Annotated in this window: 23 protein-coding genes; 8 read left to right on the forward strand and 15 right to left on the reverse strand. The window is 67.4% G+C overall.

Going from position 1 to position 26,321, the window contains the following annotated elements; translation table 11 throughout:
• The first annotated feature begins 6 nt into the window (after positions 1–6).
• Together M2317_RS02340 and M2317_RS02345 are read left to right on the forward strand one after the other, a co-directional pair.
• Positions 7–1,140, forward strand: coding sequence for an NAD-dependent epimerase/dehydratase family protein (locus M2317_RS02340; RefSeq protein ID WP_429456943.1), 1,134 nt, complete (start codon positions 7–9; stop codon positions 1,138–1,140).
• A complete protein-coding gene (locus M2317_RS02345; RefSeq protein ID WP_429456945.1) occupies positions 1,137–2,213 on the forward strand; it encodes an acyltransferase family protein in 1,077 nt (358 codons plus the stop codon). The genes M2317_RS02340 and M2317_RS02345 overlap by 4 nt, the downstream gene beginning before the upstream one ends.
• Here the strand turns inward: M2317_RS02345 and M2317_RS02350 are convergent.
• Genes M2317_RS02350 through M2317_RS02360 form a run of 3 tightly spaced genes read right to left on the reverse strand, consistent with a single transcriptional unit; the run spans position 2,204 to position 5,132 of the window.
• The gene (locus M2317_RS02350) at positions 2,204–2,947 is read right to left on the reverse strand and encodes a glycosyltransferase (RefSeq protein ID WP_429456947.1); all 744 of its coding nucleotides are present in this window, start codon (positions 2,945–2,947) and stop codon (positions 2,204–2,206) included. The genes M2317_RS02345 and M2317_RS02350 overlap by 10 nt on opposite strands.
• Positions 2,944–4,161: a lipopolysaccharide biosynthesis protein gene (locus tag M2317_RS02355; protein WP_429456949.1), complete on the reverse strand. Its 1,218-nt coding sequence runs from the start codon at positions 4,159–4,161 to the stop codon at positions 2,944–2,946. The genes M2317_RS02350 and M2317_RS02355 overlap by 4 nt, the downstream gene beginning before the upstream one ends.
• A complete protein-coding gene (locus tag M2317_RS02360) occupies positions 4,158–5,132 on the reverse strand; it encodes a glycosyltransferase (protein WP_429456951.1) in 975 nt (324 codons plus the stop codon). The genes M2317_RS02355 and M2317_RS02360 overlap by 4 nt, the downstream gene beginning before the upstream one ends.
• A gap of 157 nt (positions 5,133–5,289) precedes the next feature.
• Between M2317_RS02360 and M2317_RS02365 the strand changes: the two genes are divergently transcribed.
• Positions 5,290–6,291, forward strand: coding sequence for a glycosyltransferase (locus M2317_RS02365; protein WP_429456953.1), 1,002 nt, complete (start codon positions 5,290–5,292; stop codon positions 6,289–6,291).
• Here the strand turns inward: M2317_RS02365 and M2317_RS02370 are convergent.
• The gene (locus M2317_RS02370) at positions 6,269–8,227 is read right to left on the reverse strand and encodes a DUF6541 family protein (protein ID WP_429456955.1); all 1,959 of its coding nucleotides are present in this window, start codon (positions 8,225–8,227) and stop codon (positions 6,269–6,271) included. The two genes, M2317_RS02365 and M2317_RS02370, sit on opposite strands and share 23 nt — an antisense overlap.
• Before the next feature lie 125 nt (positions 8,228–8,352).
• Here M2317_RS02370 and rfbA point away from each other — a divergent pair, with 125 nt between their 5' ends.
• The 3 genes from rfbA to M2317_RS02385 are packed head-to-tail and all read left to right on the forward strand — an operon-like array spanning position 8,353 to position 11,629.
• Positions 8,353–9,225, forward strand: coding sequence for a glucose-1-phosphate thymidylyltransferase RfbA (gene rfbA / locus M2317_RS02375; protein ID WP_429456957.1), 873 nt, complete (start codon positions 8,353–8,355; stop codon positions 9,223–9,225).
• On the forward strand, positions 9,222–10,220 hold the full coding sequence (rfbB, locus tag M2317_RS02380; RefSeq protein WP_429456958.1) for a dTDP-glucose 4,6-dehydratase: 999 nt from the start codon (positions 9,222–9,224) through the stop codon (positions 10,218–10,220). The genes rfbA and rfbB overlap by 4 nt, the downstream gene beginning before the upstream one ends.
• A complete protein-coding gene (locus M2317_RS02385) occupies positions 10,220–11,629 on the forward strand; it encodes a sugar nucleotide-binding protein (protein WP_429456960.1) in 1,410 nt (469 codons plus the stop codon). The genes rfbB and M2317_RS02385 overlap by 1 nt, the downstream gene beginning before the upstream one ends.
• 65 nt (positions 11,630–11,694) lie before the next feature.
• On the opposite strand, the gene M2317_RS02390 is transcribed toward M2317_RS02385, so the two are convergent.
• A complete protein-coding gene (locus tag M2317_RS02390) occupies positions 11,695–12,990 on the reverse strand; it encodes a nucleotide sugar dehydrogenase (protein ID WP_429456961.1) in 1,296 nt (431 codons plus the stop codon).
• 10 nt (positions 12,991–13,000) lie between these two features.
• Positions 13,001–14,080, reverse strand: a complete 1,080-nt coding sequence (gene wecB, locus M2317_RS02395; RefSeq protein ID WP_429456963.1) for a non-hydrolyzing UDP-N-acetylglucosamine 2-epimerase — start codon at positions 14,078–14,080, stop codon at positions 13,001–13,003.
• Positions 14,081–14,190: 110 nt separating this feature from the next.
• Between wecB and M2317_RS02400 the strand changes: the two genes are divergently transcribed.
• Both M2317_RS02400 and M2317_RS02405 read left to right on the forward strand, forming a co-directional pair.
• Positions 14,191–15,543, forward strand: a complete 1,353-nt coding sequence (locus M2317_RS02400; RefSeq protein WP_429456965.1) for a glycosyl transferase — start codon at positions 14,191–14,193, stop codon at positions 15,541–15,543.
• Positions 15,540–15,965 (forward strand): hypothetical protein, encoded by a 426-nt coding sequence (locus M2317_RS02405; protein ID WP_429456966.1) that lies wholly within the window; start codon positions 15,540–15,542, stop codon positions 15,963–15,965. Before M2317_RS02400 ends, M2317_RS02405 begins: the two co-directional genes overlap by 4 nt.
• Here M2317_RS02405 and M2317_RS02410 read toward each other — a convergent pair whose 3' ends face one another.
• From M2317_RS02410 to M2317_RS02450, 9 genes are read right to left on the reverse strand one after another with little or no spacing between them, the layout of a single operon-like run.
• Complete coding sequence (locus M2317_RS02410; RefSeq protein ID WP_429456968.1) at positions 15,966–17,120, reverse strand: hypothetical protein; 1,155 nt, start codon at positions 17,118–17,120, stop codon at positions 15,966–15,968.
• Entirely contained in the window at positions 17,117–18,283 is a 1,167-nt protein-coding gene (locus M2317_RS02415; RefSeq protein ID WP_429456970.1) for a glycosyltransferase, read from the reverse strand. Before M2317_RS02415 ends, M2317_RS02410 begins: the two co-directional genes overlap by 4 nt.
• Positions 18,284–18,324: 41 nt before the next feature.
• Positions 18,325–19,242 carry an NAD-dependent epimerase/dehydratase family protein gene (locus tag M2317_RS02420; RefSeq protein ID WP_429456972.1) on the reverse strand — a complete coding sequence of 306 codons (918 nt, stop codon included), beginning with the start codon at positions 19,240–19,242 and terminating at the stop codon, positions 18,325–18,327.
• A complete protein-coding gene (locus tag M2317_RS02425; RefSeq protein WP_429456974.1) occupies positions 19,239–20,642 on the reverse strand; it encodes a polysaccharide biosynthesis protein in 1,404 nt (467 codons plus the stop codon). The genes M2317_RS02420 and M2317_RS02425 overlap by 4 nt, the downstream gene beginning before the upstream one ends.
• A complete protein-coding gene (locus M2317_RS02430) occupies positions 20,639–21,850 on the reverse strand; it encodes a hypothetical protein (RefSeq protein WP_429456976.1) in 1,212 nt (403 codons plus the stop codon). Before M2317_RS02430 ends, M2317_RS02425 begins: the two co-directional genes overlap by 4 nt.
• On the reverse strand, positions 21,847–23,631 hold the full coding sequence (locus tag M2317_RS02435; RefSeq protein ID WP_429456977.1) for an ABC transporter ATP-binding protein: 1,785 nt from the start codon (positions 23,629–23,631) through the stop codon (positions 21,847–21,849). Before M2317_RS02435 ends, M2317_RS02430 begins: the two co-directional genes overlap by 4 nt.
• Positions 23,632–23,635: 4 nt before the next feature.
• Positions 23,636–24,622, reverse strand: a complete 987-nt coding sequence (locus M2317_RS02440) for a Gfo/Idh/MocA family oxidoreductase (protein WP_429457642.1) — start codon at positions 24,620–24,622, stop codon at positions 23,636–23,638.
• Positions 24,619–25,716 carry a DegT/DnrJ/EryC1/StrS family aminotransferase gene (locus M2317_RS02445; protein ID WP_429456979.1) on the reverse strand — a complete coding sequence of 366 codons (1,098 nt, stop codon included), beginning with the start codon at positions 25,714–25,716 and terminating at the stop codon, positions 24,619–24,621. The genes M2317_RS02440 and M2317_RS02445 overlap by 4 nt, the downstream gene beginning before the upstream one ends.
• On the reverse strand, positions 25,713–26,318 hold the full coding sequence (locus M2317_RS02450; RefSeq protein ID WP_429456980.1) for a DapH/DapD/GlmU-related protein: 606 nt from the start codon (positions 26,316–26,318) through the stop codon (positions 25,713–25,715). The genes M2317_RS02445 and M2317_RS02450 overlap by 4 nt, the downstream gene beginning before the upstream one ends.
• Positions 26,319–26,321: the final 3 nt, after the last annotated feature.

The raw sequence follows: 26,321 nt of genomic DNA on the forward strand, positions 1-26,321 counted from the left end.
CACCTCATGGCCGACCACGTTCTGATCACCGGAGGCGCCGGATTCATCGGCACTCGTCTCGCACAGCGCTTCGTCCGTGCCGGACACCGCGTGACGGTGCTCGATTCCCTGCTCCCCCAGGTGCACGGCGACGACCCAGAAGCCTCGCCGCTGCTGCGATCGCTCGACGGGGTCGCCACCGTGGTGCACGGAACAGTCACGTCGAAAGACGACCTCCGTACGGCGCTGGACGGCGTGAACGCCGTCATCCACCTGGCCGCCGAGACCGGCACCGGCCAGTCGATGTACGAGATCGACCGCTACGTCGAGACGAACGTCGGCGGCACGGCAAAGCTGCTCGACATCCTCACCAACGAGCAGCACGACGTGCGCCGCATCGTGATCGCGTCGTCCCGTTCGATCTACGGCGAGGGCGCCTACCGCACCGCCGACGGACGCGTCGTCTACCCCGAGCACCGCGCGGATGCCGATATGGCCGCCGGCGACTTCGACGTGCACCACCCCGGCGAGGGCGAGCTGGAGCTCATCCCGACCGACGAGTCCGCGCTGCTGCACCCGTCATCCCTGTACGGCATCACGAAGCAGATGCAGGAGGCGATGATCATGACCGTCGCGCCCACGATCGGCGTCGAGCCGGTGTCGGTGCGGTACCAGAACGTGTATGGACCCGGTCAGTCGCTGAAGAACCCCTACACCGGCATCCTGTCGATCTTCTCCACCCTGATCCGACAGGGCAAGGAGATCAACATCTTCGAGGACGGCGAGGAGAGCCGAGACTTCGTCTACATCGACGATGTGGTGGAGGCGACCTTCCTCGCCGCGACCGAGAGCGCGGCGGCCGGAGAGATCCTCAATGTCGGATCCGGCGTCGGCACCACGGTCAACGAGGTCGTCGCCGCCCTGTTCGCCGCCCTCGGGCGCGAGGTGCCGACCCGGATCTCGGGCAATTATCGTCTCGGAGACATCCGGCACAACATCGCCGACACCTCGCGCATGACGCAGGTCCTGGGCTTCACCCCGCAGGTGGCCTTCCGCGACGGCGTCGCCGCGTTCGCGGAGTGGGTGCTCACCGAGCCGATCGAGCAGGACGCCTACCAGCGCTCGCTCGATGAGATGGCGCAGCGGAACCTCCTGAAGTGAGTGCCGACCTGACGACGCCGCGGGAGTTCCCGTTCCGGAGCAACAGCCTGAATCTGTTCCGGCTGGTCCTGGCGTTCCTCGTCCTTGTCGCGCATGCGTTCTACACCGCGGGGCTCGATTGGGCTCCCGGCTTCAACGGCGAGAACCTCGGCGGCTGGGCCGTCATCGGCTTCTTCGTCATCAGCGGCTTCCTCATCACGCGGTCCCGCCTGCGGACGGATGCCGGTGCGTTCCTCGTGCACCGCATCGCGCGCATCATGCCCGCTTTCCTCGTGTGCCTCGTCCTGACCGCCGCCGTGTTCGGCCCGATCGCCCAGCTCGCGACCACGGGGACGCTGGCCGGCTACGTCACGACGCCGACGACCCCGCTCGAGTACATCTGGGGCAACCTGTTCCTGCACATCGATCACTATGCGATCGGCTCGTCGCTGAGCGCGCTGCCCTATCCGGATGCCTGGAACGGCTCGCTGTGGACGCTCTACTTCGAGTTCATCTGCTATCTCGTGGTGTGGGTGCTCGGGGCGTTCGCGATCTTCCGCCGGTCGGTGCTGCTGACCCTGGTGCTGTGGGTCGGCGCCGTCGCCGTCCGCGCGGCCACGGCCGCCGGTCTGTCCGGTGGCCTCGACGGGGACTTCGACCTGCTCGCGCGTCTGCTGCCGTACTTCCTCGCCGGTTCCCTGGTGTACCTGGTCGTCCAGCGCTGGGGATTCGTCCCGCTCATCGGCATCCTGGCGATTCCGATCGCCGCCGTCCTCATGGTCTTCGTCCCGGTGCTCGGCGGCCCGCTGGCCGCTCCCCTGATGTGCTACGCGCTGCTCTATCTGTCGACCGTCATCCCGCAGCCCGGATGGATCGCACGGAACGACATCTCGTACGGCTTCTACATCTACGCCTGGCCGATGCAGCAGCTGGTCTACATCTTCGGCGGCGCTCAGTTCGGCGTCGTTGTGTACATCCTCATCACGACGGCGTTCACGACCCTGCTGGCGATGGCGAGCTGGTTCCTGATCGAACGGCCCGTGATGCGGCTCGCCAGGCATCGCCCGGCACGCGTGGTCGCCGCTCAGGCCTGATCGCGCACCCGGCGCCGCGCTTCGCGCCACAGCCGCAGTAGCAGCACGCGCGAGCGCAGGGCCGGCAGGATGCCGCGCGGACGATCGCTGGACGCGTTCTCGCCGTGCACCCGCCGGCGCAGCGTGGGCCGCTCGACGTGCACGAGCTCGCCGGCGGCGTTCGCCACCGTCGCGATCCACAGGTCGTGGGATTCGTCGAGCCCCGCGGGGAACGGCGTCGCGACGGGCACGAAGTCGCGGCGGATCGCCATGGCGCACCCGAAGTACGGCGCGTCGCCGATCAGGAGCTTGAGCTGGTTGCGGCAGCGGTGCGCGCCCCCGCCGGTCCGCAGCATCCAGTCGCGGCGTGTCAGAGGCGACCGCAGCGGTGCGCCGGTGGACAGCAGGACGAGATTGGATGCCGCGACCGCACGCTCGTCGAGCGCGGCCACGAGCAGGGCACGACGACCGGGGATCCACACGTCGTCTTGATCGGCGAGCATGAGGACGTCGCCCGTCGCGCGCGTGAGCGCCTCCTCGAACGAGCGGACGTAGCCGTGGTTGACGTCGCGGGCGAACACGCGCACGCGCGGGTCGTCGTAGGTCTCCAGGAGCGCGACCGTGCCGTCCGACGAGGCGTCGTCGACGATCACGACCTCGTCCGTCGGTTCGAGCTCGGCGAGGATCGAGTCCAACTGCTCGCGCAGGTACCGCTCGCCGTTGTACGTCGCCATGCAGACGCTCACCACGGTCATGCCGGCATCCTCCGTTCCGCCAGTGCTCGACGCAGGACGAGCAGCTGATACCCGGCCACGCACAGTTCGGACACGGCCACCGACCACGCGACCATCGGCAGGGAGCCGAGAGCCGCGAACAGCAGGATCAGCGGCGCTCCGACCAGCGCTCCGACCAGGGTCGACACGGCGAGCGCCGACACACGCCCCAACACGACCAGGCACGCGTACCCGACGACCGCGGCGGTGCCGATCCCGATGAAGGCCACCCCGAGCGGGATCGACAGCGAGAACGGCACCTGGATCTGGAAGCTCGACAGCAGCAGCGACACGAAGGGCGAGAGGACCGCGATCGCGATCCCGCCGAGCGTCGCGATCCCTGCGGCCGCCCAGGTCGCGGAGCGGCACCGGGCGGCGATGTCAGCGCCGCGCTCCGGAACCCAGCTCTGGAAGAACTGCTGCACGGGCTGGAAGGCGACCGAAGCGTATCGGAACAGCTGCTGGGCGAGGCCGTAGACGGGCGTGGCCACCGGGAGGAAGATCTGCACCGCGACGATCGGGAGCGTCACGTAGAGACTGCTCGTCAGCGTCGCGAGCACGGCATGCCGCTGCGCCATCAGGGCGTCGCGCCACGGCACTGGGGCGGGTCCCGCCGGCGCGCCGCGCAGGATGACGAGTGCGGACGATGAGACCCCGACGAGGTACCCCAGTCCCTGACCGACGAGATAGACCCACAGCTCCCCCGTGACCACGGCGCCGATGATACCGAGGACTGCGCCGCCGACGATCGGCAGGGTGTCGAAACGGATCAGGCGGGACGCGCTGCCCGTGCCGATGAAGTACCACGCAGCGCCGACGCTGGGCAGCAGATAGACGACAGCCCCGAGCACGGATTCGAGCCACATCCCGCCGCCCAGCAGCGCCAAGAGGATGATGAGGACGACCGGGAAGGTCATGACGTACAGCACCGCGCGGATGCGCAGCGACGAGCGATAGAAACCGGTGCGCTCGTCGGCCGTCATGGACGCGACGCTGGCAGCGCCCGTCGCGCCCCACCCGAACGAGACCACGATGCCGCCGAACTGCGCCACGCTCTGGATCACAAAAAGGTTGCCCCAGGTCGCCTTGCCCAGCGCGTCGATCAGGACCGGCATCGAGACGATGCCGACGAGCGTGACGATGATGACCGAGATCGTGAATCCGCTCAACCGACCGGCGACCTGCCGGCGGCTCATGCGTCCGACCTCTCGACCGAGGCATCCGGACGCGCGACCGGGGCGGCCGACCAGCGGATCGTCCCTGCGATCTCGCGCAGGCGCTGCGGCATCACACCCATCCGCCCGCGGACAGCCGCGACGAGCGCGACGCGGAACACCCGCCACATGGCCCGCCTCGGCCGCGCCACCCGGAGCACATCGAGGAAATGGATGCCGTCGAACAGCGTGTCCCGCAGAATCCGCGCCGGCATGGCACGGAAGTACTCGCGATCGATCACGATCCGGTTCCGGACCCGGTAGTAGTACCGGAACGGCGTGCTGAGCGTCAGAACGGGCGGGATGCCCGGTAGTCGCACCGGCATCCCGAACAGTGTGCGCTCGTAGGCGGCTCCGAGCGCGTGGCCGAGTCGGACGCCGTCCGCCGCCAGCACGGCGAGACCCGCGCGCTTGAGGCGCAGTTCGAACTCGATGTCGACGAGGTCGATGAAGAAGTCCTCGCGCAGCGCTCCGACGTCTTCGCACACGGTCACGGGGATGAGCATTCCGGATTGGATGACCTCGGCTGCGGGCGCGTAGCCGTTGCGCGACTCTCCCCTGGCCTGGCGTACGCCGGCGAAGTACTCCGGCACGATCGCCCCGATGCGGGCTCCGTCGGACTCGGCCGTGGCGGCCGCGTCGAGCAGGCCGGCGACGAGGCCGTCCGGTGCATGGGAGTCCTGGTCCATCGTGAGCACGTGCGTGGCGCCGGTCTCCTGCGCCAGCGCGATACCCCGGTTCAGGGCCGCGGCGATGCCGGCGTTGCGGTCCAGCCGCTCCACGCGGGCGCCGAGGTCGGAGATCCGCTCGAGCGCGGCATCCGCTCCCGTGCCGGATCCGTCGTCCACGACGACGACCTCGTCGACCTGGCCGAGCACGGAGGCCACGGCCTGCACCGCACCGTCCGCTGGACCGAACGTCGAGAACACGGCGACGGTCCGGCGCGCCGTCACAGACGCACCCCGTCCCCCGGCCGAGGGCTCTGACGGCGGGGTTCGGTCATCCCAGAGAGCACATGCATCGCTCACCTAGACTAGCCTCAACGCCGACCGTGCGCCTGAGGAGGACTGCCACACGATGACAGCGGGACATCCCTCGGGGACCATCGTGTTGGCGGCTTTCCAGCCAGACCCGGAGTTGTTCCGCCGGCAGCTGCAGTCCTTGCAGGCGCAGAGCATCCAGGACTGGACGTGCGTCGTCTCCGTGGACGGCGAGCGTGCGCCCGTCGCGGCGCTCGTGGTCGAGATCACGGACGGTGACGAACGCTTCGTCGTGATCGGCGAGGACCGGCGACGCGGCTTCTACGGCAACTTCGAGCAGGCGCTGGAGGCGGTGCCCGCGGATGCCGCGTGGGTGGCGCTCGCCGACCAGGACGACCACTGGTATCCGCACAAGCTCGAGACGCTTCTCCCTCTCCTGGAGGATCACTCGCTGGTCTCGGGGCAGGCGCGCCTGGTGACATATCCGGGCGGCGTCGAGCTCGGCGTCACGGATCGCGCCGATCACGGCGCGGCCTCCACCGTACTCATCAACCAGTTCACCGGGTCGCTGTGCGTCTTCGAGCGCACGCTGCTCGACGACGCACTGCCGTTCCCGCATCCGCCGTCGCACGTCGCGACCCACGATCACTGGCTCGCCGTCGTCGCGGGCGCGCGCCGAGGCACCGCGATCGTCGACGAGATCGTCCAGGACTATGTCCAGCACGACGCGAACGTGTACGGCGACCCGAGCCGTGCGGGTGACACCGGCCTGCTCGCGCCGCTGCGCAACGCCCTGCGGCTCGCCGAGCGCGTCGAGGGATCGAGGTCTCCGCTCGCGGTCGTGCGCATGACCTTCTGGACGTACGTGGGCTGGCGGCAGCTCATGGTGGACGCGCTTGCTGCGCGTCGCGGGCCCGAGTGGCGCGTCGCGCTGCCTCTGGCTGGCGGGTTCGGCCGCGCACGGAGCTACCGCAAGCTGAACGCACAGCTGGGGATCGCCGTGGCCCAGGGCGTGATCTCGTCCCGCTACGCGTGGGGGTACCGAGCGAGCTGGTTCGCCGGCGTGCTGATCGGCGGCCGCGGTCGCGTCGAGCGCGCCCTGGCGGGCGTCACCCCAGTCCGCAGGCCGTGATCCGGTAGAGCCGCGCGTCGCCCTCGCTGTCGGCCAGTTCGACGACGCCGGAATCCTCGAGATCGTCGAGTCCGGGGAGAGGGTGCGTGTCCGGATGCACCTCGCGCTCACCGAAATCGAGCACGTAGCCGACGTTCAGCGCCTCCACGGCGTCGCAGACCTCGGCATCCGTCAGGGCATCCTCGAGGTGATCGTTGACGAGCTCCATGTCGTCGGAGACGTCGACGAGCATGTGCGGCATGAGCACCTCACGATCGCCGATCGCGTAGGCCAGGCCCGCACCGGTGTACGGGTTGCCCGCGATGACCACGCCCTCCGGAACCGTCTCGTCCAGTCGGGCGAGCAGTGCCATCTCATCACTGCTGAGGAGGACGGAATCGGCGTCGAGGTCGAACATGTTCTGCGCGTAGACGATCGCCCTCGGCACCGCGGGGAGAGGGAACACGAGGAAGCCGATTGCGGCCGCGGCGATGCCGACGACGAGTCGCGCTCTGGTCGCTTCGGGACGCGCGGCCGCCCAGCGGCGTTCGACCAGTTCGACCGTCCGCGTGAGGCCGAATGCGGCGAGCGGCAGCAGCGCGATCGCGAATACCGACGCGAGCCGCTGCCAGTTGTTGTACCAGCTGCCCGTCAGTGCGTCGCGGAGATCCCATAGCGGTCCACCGAAGGACGTGACCACGATGAACAGGCCGAGCCCGATGAGCCAGGACGCCACCATGACGATCGCTGTGGCCGTGCGCTCCCGGATCGCCCACACCAGGCCGATGATCACGGCGAGGGCGACGGCGACGGCGCTGATGCCGTAGTACATCGACAGCTGCAGCCCCTCGGACAGCGCCTGCAGCTTGGGGAACGGCACCGGCCACAGCCGCGCGGCCTCCGGGGGACGGAGCACCTTGAGCAGCACGAGTCCGATGGCGACGTAGGCGAGCAGCCCGACGCCGAGCCAGATGCGGTCGCGCACGGCGGACCTCGTCCGCCACGTGCGCCATGCGAACAGCGCGATCATCGGCACAGACAGCGCGAGCCACGCGACGAACCCCCCAGGGTGCGCCAGGGCGAGTCCGGGCAGGGAACCGACGAGCACGAACGCCCACCATCCGCGGTGCAGTCGCTCGGCATCCGATCCGATGCCGAGCGCGGCGGCGGTCGCGGCGAGCACGAACGGCAGCATCGCCAGCGACAGCTGGAACGGGTACAGGACTCCGTAATCCATCGGCAGCAGCGGGAAGGTCGGGATCGAGACGCTCACGATCGCGGCGGAGACCATCGCGATGCGCGACGCACCCACCAGGACGCGCACGAGCAGCAGGGCGCCGATCGGCCAGATGAGCGCCGCGATCACGAGCGTCAGCGCGTTGACGGCGACAGGGATGCTCGCGCCGCTCAGCTGCACCACGATCGACGCGGTGGCGTGCCAGACCGACGGGTAGAACGGCAGCCCGCCGTTCGGGCTCGTCATCTGGCCGAGTTCGAGCGGCGACGCCGCCGAGAAGTCGAGGATGTAGCGGATCGCGTTCAGATGGAAGACGTTGTCGAAGGTCTGCGAGATCGCCGATGGCTGGCCGATGACGAGACACACCTGGATCGTGAGCACCACGGCCGCCGCGATCGCGGCGCCGAACGTCCACCACCCGGCCCCCGGCCAGCGTGCACTCGGCCGACGCCACGTGACCGGCCGACCGGTGAAGCGCCGAACCAGCACGATGCCGACCGCGATGATCGCGGCGACGACGAGGCACGGCAGCACCGACCAGCCGATGCCGAGCCAGCCGGCGATGACGCTCGCTCCGCCGATGACCGTGGTGGCGAAGACCGGTGCGGCGGCAGCGACCCACAGGCCGCGCAGCCCGATCAGTCGAGCCAGCGTCCCGCCGAGGACGGCGTACAGCAGGACCAGAGCCGTCGCGGGCCAGAGCAGCTCCAGCATTCCCATGTGTCTCCCCGACCCTCTCGCGCACGAACCGGATCAGGATATCCCGCGCGGATCGGCAACGCCTGACCACGCGCCCTGGCCGCCCGGGACCCGGGCGGATCACTCGCGTGTGACAACATAGAGGCGTGAAAGGCATCATTCTTGCGGGGGGCTCTGGTACGCGTCTGCACCCGATCACGTTGGGCGTGTCGAAGCAGTTGATTCCGGTGTACGACAAGCCGATGGTTTATTACCCGTTGTCGACGTTGATGTTGGCGGGTATTCGGGACATTCTGGTGATCACGACGCCGCATGATGCGGAGCATTTCGAGCGGCTGTTGGGTGATGGGTCGCAGTTCGGGGTGTCGATCTCGTTCGCGCAGCAGCCGTCGCCGGATGGTCTGGCGCAGGCGTTCACGATCGGTGCGGATTTCATCGGCGGCGATGATGTCGCGTTGGTGCTGGGGGACAACCTGTTGTACGGGCCGGGGTTGGGGTCGCGGTTGTCGCGGTTCACGGGTCTGGATGGTGGGGCGGTGTTCGCGTACTGGGTGGCGGAGCCGAGTGCGTATGGTGTGGTCGAGTTCGATGCGGACGGGCGGGCGATCTCGTTGGAGGAGAAGCCGGTTGTTCCGAAGAGCAACTATGCGGTGCCTGGCCTGTATTTCTATGACAATGATGTGATCGAGATCGCTCGGAATCTGCGGCCGAGCGCGCGGGGCGAGTATGAGATCACGGACATCAACCGGGCGTATCTTCAGGCGGGGAAGCTGCAGGTCGAGGTCCTTCCGCGCGGGACGGCCTGGTTGGACACGGGCACGTTCGATCAGATGACGGATGCCGCCGATTATGTGCGCACGATGGAGCGGCGGACGGCGTTGAAGATCGGGGTGCCGGAAGAGGTCGCGTGGCGGCAGGGGTTCCTGACCGACGCGGACCTGCGGGTTCGGGCGGAGAAGCTGGTGAAGTCCGGGTACGGGTCGTACCTGTTGGAGTTGTTGGAAAGAGGGAAAGCGTGAGCCGTCTGCTCGTCACCGGGGGTGCCGGGTTCATCGGCTCCAACTTCGTCCACCACGTCGTGAAGACGACCGATCATCAGGTGACGGTCCTGGACGCGCTCACCTATGCCGGCAACCGGGCCTCGCTCGCGGGGCTTCCGGAGGACCGGGTGGAGTTCGTGCACGGCGACATCACCGACGCGCCCCTGGTGGACACTTTGTTCGCCGACACGGATGCCGTGGTGCACTACGCGGCCGAGTCGCACAACGACAACTCGCTCAACGACCCGCGCCCATTCCTGGACACGAACATCATCGGCACGTACACGCTGCTCGAAGCCGCCCGCAAGCACGGCACCCGGTTCCACCACATCTCCACCGACGAGGTCTACGGCGACCTCGAACTGGACGACCCGGAACGGTTCACCGAATCCACCCCGTACAACCCGTCCTCGCCGTACTCGTCCACCAAGGCCGGGTCCGACCTGCTGGTGCGGGCCTGGGTGCGCTCATTCGGGGTGGCGGCCACGATCTCGAACTGCTCGAACAACTACGGCCCCTACCAGCACGTGGAGAAGTTCATCCCCCGCCAGATCACGAACGTGATCCGCGGCATCCGCCCCAAGCTCTACGGCGCCGGCGAGAACGTGCGGGACTGGATCCACGCCGACGACCACTCCTCCGCCGTCCTCACCATCCTCGAGAAGGGTCAGATCGGGCAGACGTACCTGATCGGCGCCGACGGGGAACGCAACAACAAGGACGTCGTCGAACTGATCCTCACCCTCATGGGACAACCCGCCGACGCCTACGACCACGTCACCGACCGCGCCGGCCACGACCTGCGCTACGCGATCGACTCCACCAGACTCCGCACCGAACTCGGCTGGACCCCCGCATACAGCGACTTCGAAACCGGACTCGCCGCGACCATCGACTGGTACCGCACCAACGAAGGATGGTGGGCACCAACCAAAGACGCCACCGAAACCTTCTACGCCTCCAAAGGACAGTGATGACCGAATTCGGCAAGGCGCTCTCGATCTCCGAGACCACCATTCCCGGCCTGCTGATCGCAGAGCTCCCGGTGCACGGCGATTCCCGTGGCTGGTTCAAGGAGAACTGGCAGCGCGAGAAGATGGTCGCCGCGGGACTGTCGGATTTCGGGCCCGTGCAGAACAACATCTCGTTCAACGACCAGGTCGGCACGACCCGCGGCATCCATGCCGAGCCCTGGGACAAGTGGGTGTCGGTGGCGACCGGCCGGATCTTCGGCGCGTGGGTCGACCTGCGCGAAGGCCCCACGTTCGGGGCCGTCTACACTGCCGAGATCGACCCGTCCCGGGCGATCTTCGTACCTCGCGGCGTCGGCAACTCGTATCAGACTCTCGAAGCGGACACCGCGTACGCGTACCTCGTCAACGACCACTGGTCCCGCGACGCGTCCTACTCGTTCCTGAACCTCGCCGATGAGACCGCCGCGATCGAGTGGCCCATCCCCCTCGACACCGTCGAGATCTCGGACAAGGACAAGGCGCACCCCCGACTCGCCGATGTGACGCCGATCGCGCCGCGCAAGATCCTCGTCCTGGGTGCGTCCGGCCAGCTCGGTCTCGCCCTGCGCGCCCGCCTCGGCGACGCCGCGCACATCGAGTACGCCACGCGTACCGAACTCGACGTCACCGCGCCCGACCTCGCTTCCGTCCGCCGCTGGCGCGACTACGGCACGATCATCAACGCCGCCGCGTACACGGCCGTCGACACCGCCGAGACCTCCGAGGGCCGCGCCGCCGCCTGGCAGGCCAACGCCACCGCCGTCGCCGCGCTCGCCCGGATCGCGGACGACAACGGCATCACCCTCGTGCACGTGTCCAGCGACTACGTCTTCGACGGCACCGCCACCGGCCTCTACACCGAGGATGAGACGTTCAGCCCTCTCGGCGTCTACGGCCAGACCAAGGCCGCCGGCGACCTCGCCGTGCAGACCGCCGCACGCCACTACATCGTCCGCACCTCCTGGGTCATCGGCGAGGGCAAGAACTTCGTCGGCACCATGCGCTCGCTCGCCGAACGCGGTGTGGACCCGAAGGTCGTCAGCGACCAGATCGGCCGGCTCAGCTTCACCACCGACATCGCCGACGCCATCGTGCACCTGCTCGAAACGGATGCCGAATACGGGACCTACAACGTGTCCAGCGCCGGCGAGCCACAGTCCTGGGCCGACATCGCCCGCTCGGTCTACGAGCTGACCGGCCACGACCCGGCCCGCGTCTCGGACGTCACGACGGCCGACTACTTCGCGGATGCCGTGGGCCCGGTGTCCCCCCGGCCGCTGAACAGCGTGCTCGATCTCGCCAAGATCACCGCAACCGGATACACGCCCCGCGACGGCGCCGACGCCCTCAAGGAGTACCTCGGCGTCTGAGCCGGTCACCAGAAGACGAGAACGCCCCCTCAGCTCTTGGCTGCGGGGGCGTTCTGCTGTCGGGTTCAGGCCGCGGCACCCACCACGATCCGCGGCGTGCCCGCCCACAGCGCCGCGTCAGACGCGTTGCGTCCGTCGACGAGGAGCTTGACGCCGGGGATGCTCGACGGAGCGAGCGTCTTGTAGTCGGCGTGATCGGTCTGCAGGATCGCCAGGTCAGCGGCATCCCCGATGGCGTACGGCTGGAAGCCGAGCCCGCGCAGCTCGTCGTCAGAGTAGAGCGGATCGTGCACGAAGACGTCGGCTCCGCGCTCGACGAGTGCCTTGACCGTCGGGAAGACTCCGGAGAAGGCGGCCTCCTTCACTCCCCCGCGGTACGCGGCTCCGAGCACGACGGCGCGTGTGCCGCTGAGATCGCCGAGGAGTCCGGCTGCCTGGGCGACGAGACGCTCGGGCATCGACGCGTTCAACTGGCGGGCGACGCGCACGATGTCGGCGTCCGGGTCGGTCGCGAGGTACAGGCGCGGGTAGACCGGGATGCAGTGGCCGCCCACGGCGATACCCGGTCGGTGGATGTGGCTGTACGGCTGCGAGTTGCAGGCCTCGATGACCTTGTAGACGTCGATGCCGTGAGACGCCGCGAACAGGCCGAACTGGTTGGCGAGTCCGATATTCACGTCACGGTATGTCGTCTCGGCGAGTTTCGCCATCTCGGATGCTTCGGTGGACCCGAGGTCCCACACGCCGTTGGGCCGCGGGAGGTCGGTGCGCTCATCGAACTGCAGCACGGCCTCGTAGAACTCGCGGGCACGTCGGGTGCCTTCGGCTGAAAGGGCGCCGATGAGCTTCGGGTACTTGCGGAGGTCCTCGAAGACACGCCCGGTGAGCACGCGCTCGGGCGAATAGACGACGTGGAAATCGACGCCCTCGGTCAGCCCGGAGCCCTCCTCCAGCATCGGCTTCCAGCGGGTACGGCTGGTACCGACCGGCAAAGTCGTCTCGTACGAGACGAGCGTGCCAGGGGTCAGGTGCTCGGCGAGCGAACGCGTGGCGGAGTCCATGTATCTGAAGTCAGGCTCCCACGTCTCGTCGTTCACGAAGACGGGGGCGACGAGGACGACGGCATCCGCGCCGGGGATGGCTTCGGCGTAGTCAGTCGTCGCGCGCAGCTTGCCGGCGGGGATCAGTTCAGCGAGGCGCTCCTGCAGGTGCGCTTCGCCCGGGAAGGGCTCCTGTCCCGCGTTGATCGTGTCGACGGCCTTCCGGTTGACATCCACGCCGATCACATCGTGACCGGAGGAGGCGAACTGAACAGCAAGAGGAAGCCCGATTTTTCCCAGGGCCACGACGGCGATGCGCATGGGTTCCAGTCTACGGGGCCGTGGATGCGGCAGAGGTCAGCAGCGTCTCCACGACGCGTTCGGCGGCATGCCCGTCGCCGTACGGTGCGACGTCGGTATCGCTCGGACGTGGGCGGCTGACACCGGCGGCGATCTGCTCGGCGGTGTTCGCGAGGACGTTCCAGCCGAGTTCGATCGTCTCCACCCACTCGGTCTCGGTGCGCACCGTCGTGCACGGCACGCGAAGCAGGAACGCCTCCTTCTGCAGGCCACCGGAGTCGGTGACGACACCGGCACTCGACAGCGCTGCGGCGATCAGGTCGGCGTAAGCGAGCGGCGCGTGGGCGACCAGCGATCCCTGGTTCAGGTCGATGCCGTGCGATGCCGCCTTCGCGACCACACGGGGGTGCGCGAGCAGGATGACCGGCTTGTCCAGACCAGCGAGCCCCGCGGCGACTTCGGCAAGGCGTGCTGGATCGTCGGTGTTCTCAGCGCGATGGATGGTCGCCACGTAGTAGCCGCCCGGCTCGAGACCGAGCTCTTCGAGCAGCACGGATGGAGTCCCCGAGACCTCGTCGCGCACTTCGAGCAGCACGTCGGTCATGACGTCTCCGACGAGGACGGTGCGGTCCTTCAGGCCCTCCGTGGTCAGGTGATCGACGGCGACCTGGGTCGGCGCGAGCAGCAGATCCGCGGCGTGGTCCGTCATGACGCGGTTGTGCTCCTCCGGCATCCGGCGGTTGAAGCTGCGCAGCCCTGCTTCGAGGTGCGCGACCGGAATGTGCATCTTCACGGCGCTGAGGGCGGCGGCGACGGTCGAGTTCGTGTCGCCGTAAACGAGGACCCAGTCTGGCCGGTGCTCGTCGAACACGGCATCCAACGCGGCGAGCATCGCTCCGGTCTGCACGCCATGCGAGCCGCTGCCCACGCCGAGGTGGACGTCCGGTGCACCGATGCCGAGTTCGTCGAAGAAGACGTCGGACAGCATCGGGTCGTAGTGCTGACCGGTGTGCACGATCACGTGATCCACTCCGGCTGCCTTGGCCGCTTTGTGGATGGGGGCGAGCTTGACGAACTGAGGGCGGGCACCCACGACACTGACGATCTTCACAGGAGACAAGTCTAGGCGGGCGGTGCGAGGCTTGACACGCACACCCGAGCTGGCTCGGCGCGCGCAGACTACGATGGAGCAGATGCGGAGAGAAAGCGAGTCCCACCGCCGTGAGTGAGTCCCCCCAAGCCGTTGACCACCCGGAGGTCGCTCGTCCTCACCTGCTGTATGTCGCGTGGGGCTACCCACCGTGTCGGGGCAGTGGCGTCTACCGCGCGTGGGCGACGGCGAACGCCTTCGTCGCGGCGGGGTGGGACGTCACGGTTCTCACCGTCCCGCGCGAAGTGTTCACCATGTCGACGGGGGTCGACGAATCCCTGGAGCGCACGGTCGATCCGGCCATCGAGATCGTCCGCGTCCCGTTCGATTCGGCCGCCTTCGAGAACGATCTCCACCGTTGGTCGTGGCTGCGTGCGACCGTGCCCGAACTGTGGAACGTCATGAATGCGCGGCGCGAAAAGCGTTCGTTCCCGGAGAGCACCTATGGTTCGTGGCGCCCTGCGCTGGAGGAAGCCGCTCTCGCCGTCCACCGACGGCATCCGGTGGATCTCGTGCTGGGGACGGCGAATCCGCATGTCGATTTCACACCCGGACTTCGGCTCTACAAGGATCACGGCATCCCCTACGTCATGGACTATCGGGATGCCTGGCAGCTCGACGTGTTCAGCGGCGCGCGCGTTTCGGCGGCGAACAGCGACGTGGCCCGGTGGGAGAAGGAGCTCATCGACCATGCGCACGCCGTCTGGTTCGTCAACGAGCCGATCCTCCAGTGGCATGCGCAGCTCTACCCGGAGGCGGCCGATCGATTCCGAGTCGTGGCGAATGGATACGATAGCGCCCCCGAGCCCGGAGGAGCTTCGACAGGGCCCGGGCTGGTGTTCGGGTATCTGGGCACGCTTTCCGCAGCTGTGCCGGTCGACCGCCTCGTCGAGGGTTGGAAGGCCGCCCGAGCGCGCTCGGATCTGCTCGCCGCATCCAGAATCGAGCTCTGGGGACATCTGAACCATGTCGGCACGCCGAACGAGGCGATAGCGCGTCAGCTCGAACACTTCGCGGCCAACGACATCGCCTATTGCGGGCCGGTGCCCAAGCACGAGGTGAGTCAGGTATACGGGCGGTTCGATGCGCTCCTTCTCGTGCTGGGCACGGGGCGGTACGTGACCAGCGGGAAGGTGTACGAATACGCCGCGACGGGCCTTCCGATCGTCTCGGTGCACGATCCTCGTAACGCTGCGAGCGATGTCCTGCAGGACGCACCGTCGTGGTTCCCCGTCTCCGACATCAACGACACCGACGCGATCGCTGACGCGCTCATCGCCGCAGCGGACGCGGCTCAGCGGCAGACGACCGCCGAGCGCGACGCGGCCCGAGGCTGGGCGGAGCAGTTCCAGCGTGCCCGACAATTGGATCCGCAGATCGCGGCGCTGCGGGCGTTCGTCGACAACAGGAGCACCACCCGATGAAGATCATCATGATCGCACCGTCCGGTGCCGCAGCGACGGCATTCGAGCAGCTTCCGCTGAACGAATCCGATGACACGCTCGTGCTCTCGCGCGTGCTGCCCGATGCGGGATCACGCTCGCTCGTGCTCACGCCATCGCTGTCCCGTGCAACGGCGTGGGCGGAGCGGACGCTCGGGGGCTCAGTCATCGGCCGCAACGTCCTCAGGCTCACAGTCCTCGATCCAGGGCGTCGATTCGCAGGGGCTACCCGTCGCAGTCGGTCGCTGCGCCCGGAGCTCGAGAGCGCGGATCTCATCGTGGTGCTCGAACGCAACGGTGTCCTCGCGGGCTGGCACGCTTCCCGCGGTCCCGCACGAAATGCTCGGGTGGTCTACGGCATTCCGGCCGCACGCGGAGTCATCTCGGAATCGCGCGTTCCCTGATCAGGCCGCTGCGCCTCCTCCGAGTCGCCGGAGGATCCTGCGCTCGACTTCGATGTCCTCCTCGGAGGACAACCGAACGGCGGCGCTGTCCGATGCCCGTTTGAAGGCTGTGATGCGCTCAGGAGTCAGCGCACGGATGGCCGATGCGAAGTCTTCGGCCGAATATCCGTCGGTGATGACGCCGAGACCTTCATCGCGGATGAGACGATCCGTCTCGACCGACGGACCGAAGACGAGCCCCAGTCGTGCCTGCACGAAGTCGAAGAACTTGTTGGGCAGCATGTAGCGATGATTCGGAGTGTGCGGCGGAAGGAGGAAGACGCCGAGATCATATGCGTTCAACGTGTCCGGCAGGAGATCGGGCGCCACCGGCGGATGAAGCGTCGTCCGTTCGCTTGCTTCGATGCGCGCCGACAGCTCTCGCCAGTACGTATCTCCCTGACGCGAGCCGATCAGATAGAGGTCCAATGTGCAACCGTCGCCAAGCAGTTCGACGCCATCGATCAGTGCCTCGATGTTCCGTCCCGGTACCGCGCCACCGCTGTGGACCAGACGCACCCTCTGCGGTTCGAGGGCGGTCGGAATCAGATCGGAACGATACGGAATCGCGTTGCGTACGACATCGGGGAGGACGCCGAAGGCTTGGCCATACATCTCAGCGATCGACCTGTTGACTGTCGTCGCGGCATCCGCGCGCGGCAGATATTCTGCGCAGATCCAGCGCATGAACGGCGCGACGAGCAGCCTCCACGACAGCACATGGGTGCGCTCCTCCGGCGCCCATTCATGCAGATCGCACCAGATGCGGGGGGAGCCTTCGACACGGAAAGCCAGCGGGAGTGCTCGGGCTTCGTTGGCGACCACGATGTCGAAGCTCTGTCCGTCGATGGCCTTCAGAGCCGCCCTGATCGCCGGCGCCTCCGTCGCGACCGATCGATAGCGCCGCAGCAGCAGCTTCACGACACCGCTGGGCGTCTGAGGCAACGAGGGCAGGCTGCTCGGGAGCTCGAGATGGTGATCCGAGTTCTCCGGCCGCGGGCCATAGGCGAGGGTTGTCACCTCTCCGAACTCTTGAAGCACGCCGAGTTGGCGGAGCACACGGGAATCCGCAGTGATGTCGGAGAACGAGATGCACAGGATGCGGGGACGACTCATGCGGGTATGACCTCCTGGGCTCCGAGAAAATCTGCGAGTGCGTGTGCGGATTCGGCCCCGTCATGCACGGCTCGAACGAACTCCGGTCCCTTCGCGGCGTGAGAAATCCAGGGTTCCCGATCGGAGAGGATCTTCTCGATTCTCGTACCGACGTCCGAGAATCGAGCCTCCACGATCGGCAGCTCTAACCCTGTGGTCCGGCGCACCCGGTCTCGCACCTCGTCGCTCACGTGCCCGATCACGATTCGCCCCGCGGCCATGGCTTCGCATGCGGCGACGCCGTAGTCGCCGAGGCGGAACTGGTCCAGGACGATGTCAGCGTTGCGGTACAGGGCAGGCATCGCTCGCGATGGGATCCCCTCGACCCTGCGGTACTCGATCAGTCCCTGAGATTCGAGCGCACGCAGCTGGTCATCGAGACTCGGATCGCCTTTCATCGGAGAGTTGCTCGGGGCATAGGCGACGACGGGACGCTCGCGTTGGAGAGGCGGCTCGGCGTTTCGCCAGACGCCCGGTTCGATCACCACGGGCAGCCACTGAGATCCAGGGACATCGAGCAGTCCTGGCGTCGAGACGAAAACCGGCATCCCGGAGTCATCGAACATCCGACGACGTTTCAGCGCGTTCTCCTCCAGAATCCGCACGTCGGCCGCCGGGTAGCGCCCATTCGCTCCGAACGGCGAATCCTGCTCCGCACGGGCGTGCTCGCTCGGCACCCGGATATCTGTCCCATGCCAGAGCAGACCGACCTTCACGCCTGCGGCGTTCACCTCATCCGCGATCTGCCGCGGGGTACGGCCGGGTCGTGACCCGTACATGAATCGCCCGGATTCGAGCAGCACGTGAGTGAATTCTCCGACGATCGCGGCGCGCTGCCTGCGCTGCCAACCGTGTGCGAAGACGAACGCGCTGTCCGGGACTGCGACGTCGGCGGGGAAACCGAACGCTGCCGTCCTGGTGTTCGATGTCATGAGGTTCGACGCCGTGACCCCGCGGAGGTGCTCCTCGGCGGCACGCGCCCATCGATACGCCTGGCCGGCCGAGTTGACCGGGGCGATCAGCAACCGCACGGGCACCGATGCGCGCGGCCTCGCGACCGGCATCTGATCCGGATCCCACCCCAGGGAACCGGGAAGAATCCGGGCGAGCAAGCGGTCGGGCACGACGCTCAGTGCAGCTCGCGCTGCGGTGACGACAGCCGCTCTCACGTCCTGTCCCCCTTTGCGTCGATCGGCGCGACTCGCTCGGCCCGCGCCGAATCGACAACCGATCGGTCCCAGCTGCGATCCGGTATCGCCCGGGGTCGCATCCCGAGCAGCGCGTGCATCGCCGAGACGTCAGCCCAGTTCGAGCTCGCCGGTCCTGGAGCGACGACGAAGCCGTCCGGGCTCGGTCGGATCGAGTCCAAGAGCATTCGCGTGCTGACGGCGATCCCCGCCCCCAGGTTCACTACGCGGAATCCGGTCGATGCGACCGTCAACGAAGCGCGCACGAGGTCGACGAGGTCGTCCTGGTGGATGTAGTCACGAACGAACCGGTCGGGTTCACTGAGCGATACCGGATCCGCGGCATCGGCACGGATCAGTCGCTGCACGAGTGAATCAGGGAATGCCGGCCCCGCAACGTTGAAGATGCGCAGCGCCAGCACTGACACGCCCCTGTCCCGCGCGACGAGATCCGCGAAGATCTCCTCCGACCGCTGCTTGGAGCGCGCATACGCGCTGTCCCCATCCAACGGCGCACCTTCCGAGCGCGCGTCCGTCGCGTCGACACCGTAGACCGCCCCCGATGAGGCGAGCACGACTCGAGCGAGTCCGGACGCAGCGGAGGCGACGGCGAGGTCGATCCGCTCATTCACTTTCTCGACGTCGTCTCCGCGCTGAACCGCAAGGTGCAGCATCGTCGTCGCGCCAGATCGTGCGACGACGTCGGCGAGACGCGCTGCATCGGTCAGATCGATGGAGATGTCATCGGGCCGTGCGCCGGGTCCATGCGTTCGCGCCAACGAAGTCACCCGGCCGCCGCGCGCTCGCAGATCCGAGACGACGAGCCGACCGATACGGCCGTTGCCACCGGTGACGACGACGGACTCCGGCACAGCTGACTGATCGTTTGTCGTCATGCGGATGCGCGCTCCTTGACGTTGAAGCCCATGTCCCGCAACGCCGCGATCGTCTGCTCGTCGGAGTAGTTTCCCGATCGGATCTCCGCGATCAGCGCCCGAATCCGAGCCGCCGGAATGCTCATCTCGTCCTCGACCTGCAGGATGAAGACCTTGCTGTTCGCGGTGCTCGTCGCCAGGTCTGGATTGTAAGTGAGCTCTTCGTAGAGCTTCTCCCCCGGACGCAGTTGGGTGACGTCGATGCGAACATGGGGCGCTGTGGCGCGCACGAGGCTCTCGGCCAGATCCAAGATTCGGACCGGCTCCCCCATGTCGAGGACGCAGATATCACCGTTGGAACCGAGAAGAGCCGACTGGATGATCAGCTGGGCAGCCTCGTCGATGGTCATGAAGAACCGCGTGACATCCCGATGCGTGACGGTCAGAGGCCCACCGGCTTCGATCTGGCGTCGAAAAGTCTCCATGACGCTGCCGTTGCTCTGGAGCACATTGCCGAATCGGACGGCAGTCAGCTTCGTGTCCCCGGAGCGCTGAGCAAGGTCACTGAGCAGCAGCTCGCCCAGGCGCTTCGACGAGCCCATCACGTTCGCCGGCCGGACCGCCTTGTCGGTCGAGACGTACACCGCGTGGCTCGCGCCGGCGGTGATCGCTTGTCGGAGGACGTTCTCCGCCCCGAACGCATTGTTGGCCACCGCCTCCATCGGATTGTCCTCCATGAGGGGGACATGCTTGTAGGCGGCTGCGTGGAACACGAGTTCGGGACGGTACTCAGCGAAGATGCCTGCGATCCGACTCTCGTTCTTCACATCGGCGACGACGACACGGAGCCGATCGTCGGCGAGGCGGTTCTCCAAGTGGAACAGGCCGGTCTCCCACCAATCCACCGCGACCACCTGAGCGGTCCCCAGTGTCAGGAGGTGTTCGACGAGCCGGGAGCCGATCGAACCAGCCGCGCCGGTGACCAGGGCCCGTTTGCCGCCGACCATGCGCTGCGCGTCGAGCAGGTCGTGCTTGATCGGCTGGCGACCGACCAGTTGCAGGACGTCGACGTCGGTGAGGTCGCTCACACTCACCGTCTCGCTGCTGATCGTCTTGTACGTCCGGGGCAGGATCGACAGGCGCAGTCCGGTCTTTTCCAGCCCCGAAAGGAAATCGCGGAGGACCTTCGCGTCGACCGTCGGGATGGCGAAGTAGACGGAGTCGATGTGATGCTCGCGGACAACGCGGTTGACGTCGCCGAGGGCCCCCAAGACCTCCGGTGCGCGCTTCACATCATCGAGGAAGCCGACGACCTCGTGTCCGTGGGAGCGCGCGTCCGCAGCGATGCCGACGCCGGCCACACCATAGCCGACCACCAGGACGCGCTGTCGTGCGGGCGGTGTTTCGCTCCCGTATGTCATGCGTCGCTCCTCGTTCGGGTCCCCTTGCCGAGGAATGGCGCGAGCACGCGCGACGCGAGGGCACCGTTGTGCACGGCCTCGACGTAGTCCGGACCGCGCTGAGCGATTTCGCGATAGTGCTCCGGCCGAGCGGCGACGTCGCGGAGCACCTCACCGATCGTGTCAGGCGTGGCCTCGACGATCGGAGCATCGAGCCCCGTGACCTCCCGGATGTGGTCGCGCACCTGATCGTGCAGATGCGCGACTACGAGGCGCCCAGCCGCCATGGCTTCGATCGACGTCGTGGCGTAGATGCCGAGCGCGAACTGATCCAGCACCACGTCCGCCTGCGCGTACCGCTCGGGCATTTCGGATGCCGGGACCTTGACGATGCGCTGATAATCGATGAGGCCGTCCGCCGACAGGCGTTCGACGACGGGTTCGATGAGCGCGGTGCCCTTGACCGCCGGATTCGTCGGGGCATGCAGCACGACCGGAGCTCCGCCGGTCAGCGCTTCGCGATCCGAGTGCCAATCCGATGGGTCGATCACGATCGGCAGCCAGACCGCATCCGGCCAATCGCCCAGCAGCTCCGGCGTGGCGACGAAGGACGGGACGCCAAGGCGCTCGAACAGGCCACGGTTCCGAAGCGCCTTGGTTTCGAGGTCGGCGATCCACGCACGGTCGCCATCACGGAACGGCGACCATCGGTCCAGTTGCGCATGCCGGCTGGGCAGCCGCAGATCGGTTCCGAGGCTCGCCAGCCCCACCTGGAGACCACGAACCTGCAGCCAACGCGCCTCCCGCTCGGGGAAGCGCTCGAACTCCAGCCCGAAGATGGGCCGCTCGGCCTCGAAGATCACGTGCGTGAAACCGTCGGCGACCGCATCGCGCTGGCGGCGAGCCCACGTGCCGGAGTTCAGGAACACCCGTTCGGACACCGAGTAGTCGGCCGGAAAGCCGAAATCACCACTGGCACGGTACTGCATGTTCACCGCGCCGACGCCGGGGAGCCTCTCGGCGGCTCGCGCCCATTGGTAACCCTGCGCGGCGAAGTTCGCCGGCGCCGTGTACAGACGTGTGTCTCCCATCGGCGCCTCGACCGGAGGTGGCACATCCGCGAGCTCGAACTTCCGATCGGTAGGACGCAACGGCACGGAGAGTCGATCGGGCAGCATGCCCACCGCTCGCCGATAGGCCATGCGCGCCTTCGTCGACAGTGTGCTCATGCGAGGCCTGCCAGTCTCGCCTGCGCCGCGAACTCGGCGCTCGCGGCGACCACCTCATCGAAGGTGCCCTGCGCTGTGACGGTGCCGTCGTGCATGAACAGGACGATGTCCGAGTCGCGTATGGTGCTGAGCCTGTGTGCGACGGCGATGACGGTCACATCGCCGCGCAGGTCGCGGATCGCATCCGCGACATCCGCCTCGGTCTTCGTGTCGAGCGCGCTGGTCGCCTCATCAAGGACCAGGATGAGCGGGTCGCTGTACAGCGCCCGCGCGATGCCCAACCGCTGCCGTTGGCCGCCCGAAAGCGTGAGCCCGCGTTCGCCGACGCGAGAGGAGAGCCCGTCCGCGCGCTGCTCGATGACGTCCCAGAGCTGAGCGCGGCGAGCCGCCTGCTCCACACGCGCAAGGTCGAGATCGTCACCCCAGGTCAGGGCGATGTTCTGCGCGACCGTGCCGTCGAAGAGCGTCACCTCCTGCGGAACGTAACCGACGTGCGTCCGCCACGCGGCCATGACGTCCTCGAGCGGCAGACCATCGATCCTGATCGAACCCTGCGTCGGCGTCAGCAACCCGAGCAGCAGGTCGATGAGCGTCGACTTCCCGGCTCCGGACGCGCCGGCGATGCCGACCGTGGCTCCCATCGGGATGCTCAGGTCGACGCCCCGGACAGCAGGTCGATCGCTTCCGGGGAACGTGAACGCGACGTCCTGCAGATCGAGCTGCCGCGGCTCGCCCGGGAGCGGCTGCTTGCCGAGGATCTCCTGATCCGCGAGGAACTTCTTGGACGCTTCGATGTCGGTGATGACGGCATCCACATAGGGCGCCGAGGTGATCGTTCGGGTGATCACCGATTGGAACCCGGTCAGCGACGGCACGAGCCGGAAGCCCGCAATTCCGAACATCGCCACAGCGGAGATGGTGCTGTTCATGTCGCCGCCGGAACTGATCATCGCCGCACCGCCGACGATGACGAAGCCGCCGATGATCGCCGCATCGAAGATGAATCGCGGAACGGTCGCCAGAAAACTGGAGTTCGCCCGAGCCTGGGCGGTCTGACGACGATTGCGTTCCACGACGCTGCTCACCTCGTCCGCCTTGTCGCGCAGCGTGATCTCCTTGAGGGACGCGACCATGCCGGAGATGAGCGCGGCGACGCGGAGCGCGGAATCGCGCGCCACCCGAGCCGCTTGACGCGTTTTGCCGCTGAGCACGAAGTACTGCAGCAGCGCGATCCCGCCGAGATACACGATCGTCACCAGGGCGGTGATCGGCTGCGAGACGATGAGCACCGCGACGACGCCCACGCTGGTGACGATCAGCCCCGGAAGCGTCGTGATCGGCAGGAGGAAACCGGCGACCACGTTGGCGATGCCGCTGTCGGACATGGCCACGATCTGGGCGCTGTTGCGCGAGATCCGGTCCGTCCAGGACGCTCGGATGTACGCGCCGAACAGTTCCTGCCCGACGCTGAGCTCGAATGAGGCGAAGCGACGCGTCGCGATCCACTGCAGCCACACATTGGCGGCGGACTTCAGGATCACGATGGCGGCGAGCACCAGGATCAGAACGAGGGACTGATCCGCCGAGATCGTACCCAGCAGGGGCAGGGTGATGTCCGCTTGAGTCACGCTGGCGGCGAGCGTCAAGGCCATCAGCATGAGTGCCACGACATCGATCAGTGAAAGCACGGACGATGTCAGCGAATACACGAACAGGAATCGACGAGCCGACGCCGGGAGGAACGGCATCAGTCGTCGGAGAGTGCGGACGATGAGTTTCATGTGATCAGAGCGAGACCGACGCACCCTCTCGCGCTGATTCCAGCGCGGCCTCCACGACGACGAGCGTCCGAAGGCCCTGCTCCATGGTCACGACGTCGGTCTTCTTCCCGAGCACGGCGTCGCGGAACGCCTCATGCTCGACTCGAAGAGGCTCGCGCTTGGCGAACGCGTATCGGGTCACGTCTCCTTCGGAGACGCCGCGGAAGGAGGACACCGATTCCCACTCGAGCGGAATCGTGCCGTTGGCATAGAACGTCAGATCACCTGTGGAGGTATCGGCGATGAAGGCGCCCTTCTCCCCCGTGACAACAGTGAGGCGCTCCTTCATGGGGCTCAGCCAGTTCACGATGTTGTTCACGATGACGCCCGACGCCGTGCGCCCGGTGATCGTGATCATGTCCTCGTGCTCGCGACCGCTCTTGAAGGCCGTCTGCGCGAAGACGCGCTCGTAGTCGCTCTGCACCACCCACGCCGTGAGGTCCACGTCGTGCGATGCGAGGTCCTTCGCGACGCCGACATCGGCGATACGCGACGGGAACGGCCCCTGACGGCGGGTCACCACCTGGTAGACCGCGCCGAGTTCATCGGCCTCGATCCGGCGGCGCAGTTCCTGCAGTGCAGGGTTGAAACGCTCTATGTGACCGACGGCACCGACCAGCCCGGCCGACGCGAAGGCGTCGACCATCCGCTGCCCGGCCTCGACGGTGTCGGCGATCGGCTTCTCGACGAGAGTATGCACTCCCGCAGCCGCGAGCTTGAGCGCGGCATCCTCATGGAAGCGCGTCGGAACGGCCACGACGGCGATGTCGATTCCGGCAGCGATCAGTGCCTCGATGTCGGGGAGGACCTCGAGGTCACCAGCGACGCCGTGCGGGTCACCGCCCGGATCAGCGATCGCGACCAGGTCGACGCCCTCCACCTCGCGCAGCACGCGCGCGTGGTGGCGGCCCATCATCCCGACGCCGAGGAGTCCTGCACGCAGGGCCATCAGGCGCCGGCCCCGGCGACGGCGTTGACCGCTGCGACGATGCGTTCCAGGTCGTCCTGCGTGAGCGACGGGTGCACGGGCAGCGAGACGACCTCGCGCGCGGCGAGCTCGGTCTCGGGCAGTTCGAGGCCCGGCGCGTACGGTGCGAGCGAGGGAAGGCGATGGTTGGGAATCGGGTAGTACACGCCGGAACCGACGTTGTACTCGCTCTTGAGAGCGGCGACGAAACCGTCGCGGTCATCGGTCACCCGAATCGTGTACTGGTGGTAGACGTGCGTGGCCCCATCGGCGACCGGCGGGATGACCACGCCCTGCAGGTTGGCGTCCAGGAAAGCCGCATTGGCCTGACGGGTCTTCGTCCAGGCATCCACCTTCGTGAGCTGCACGCGACCGATCGCAGCGTGGATATCGGTCATGCGGGCATTGAACCCGATGATCTCGTTCTCGTACTGACGTTCCATGCCCTGATTGCGCAGCAGCTTCACCCGGCGGGCGATGTCGCCGGTCGCCGTCGTGACCATGCCGCCCTCGCCGCTGGTCATGTTCTTGGTCGGGTACAGGCTGAACATCGCGAAGTCGCCGAAGGTTCCGACCGGACGGCCGTCGAGCGCAGCTCCGTGCGCCTGCGCGGCGTCCTCGTACAGCGCGACGCCGCGGGCGGCCGCGAGCGCTTCGAGTTCGCGCATCCGAGCCGGGTGCCCGTAGAGATGCACCGGGAGGATCCCCTTGGTCTTGGGTGTGATCGCCGCAGCGACCGCCTCGGGGTCGAGCGAGAAGGTTTCGGGCTCGATGTCGACGAACACCGGCGTCGCACCGGTGAGCGCCACCGAGTTGCCCGTGGCGGCGAAAGTGAAGGAGGGCACGATGACCTCGTCCCCCGCGCCGACACCGGCGGCGAGGAGACCGAGGTGGAGACCTGCGGTACCGGAGTTGACCGCGACGGTCGGACGACCCTGGACGAAGTGCGCCGCGAACTCGTCCTCGAATGCCGCGACCTCCGGTCCCTGCGCGACCATGCCGCTGCGCAGGACGCGATCGACCGCCTCGCGCTCGTCGTCGCCGATGATCGGCTTGGCCGGGGGAATGAACTCGCTCACACGTTCTCCTTGCTCAGTGCGCCATCGTTCTCGATGTAGCGCGTGCCGCTCGCGGGGCAGATCCAGACGCCGTCGGCATCCGCGCGGGTGAGCGGATGACCGGACTCCCCCACCCAGCCGATACGGCGTGCCGGGACTCCGGCGACCAGGGCGTATGCGGGGACGTCCTTGACGACGACGGCACCTGCGGCGACCGTCGCCCAGGCGCCGATGGTGACGGGGGCGACGCACGTCGCACGGGCGCCGATGGAGGCGCCTCGCTCGACGATGACGCCGACGGGCTTCCAGTCGTGCGCGCTCTTGATCGAGCCGTCGGGGTTGATCGCACGCGGATACGTGTCGTTCGTCAGCACCACGGCCGGGCCGATGAAGACGCCGTCACCGAGCTTCGCAGGCTCGTAGACCAGCGCGTAGTTCTGCACCTTGCAGTTGTCGCCCATGACGACGCCGGTGCCGATGTACGCGCCGCGCCCGACGATGCAGTTCGCGCCCATACGAACGTCCTCACGGACCTGTGCCAGATGCCAGATCGAGGACCCATCGCCGATGACGGCGTTCGATGCCACGTCGGCGGAGTCGACGATGCGCACGGATTCAGTCATGAA

The sequence above is a fragment of the Microbacterium sp. ZKA21 genome (genome assembly GCF_050434165.1).
Taxonomy (GTDB): Bacteria; Actinomycetota; Actinomycetes; order Actinomycetales; family Microbacteriaceae; genus Microbacterium.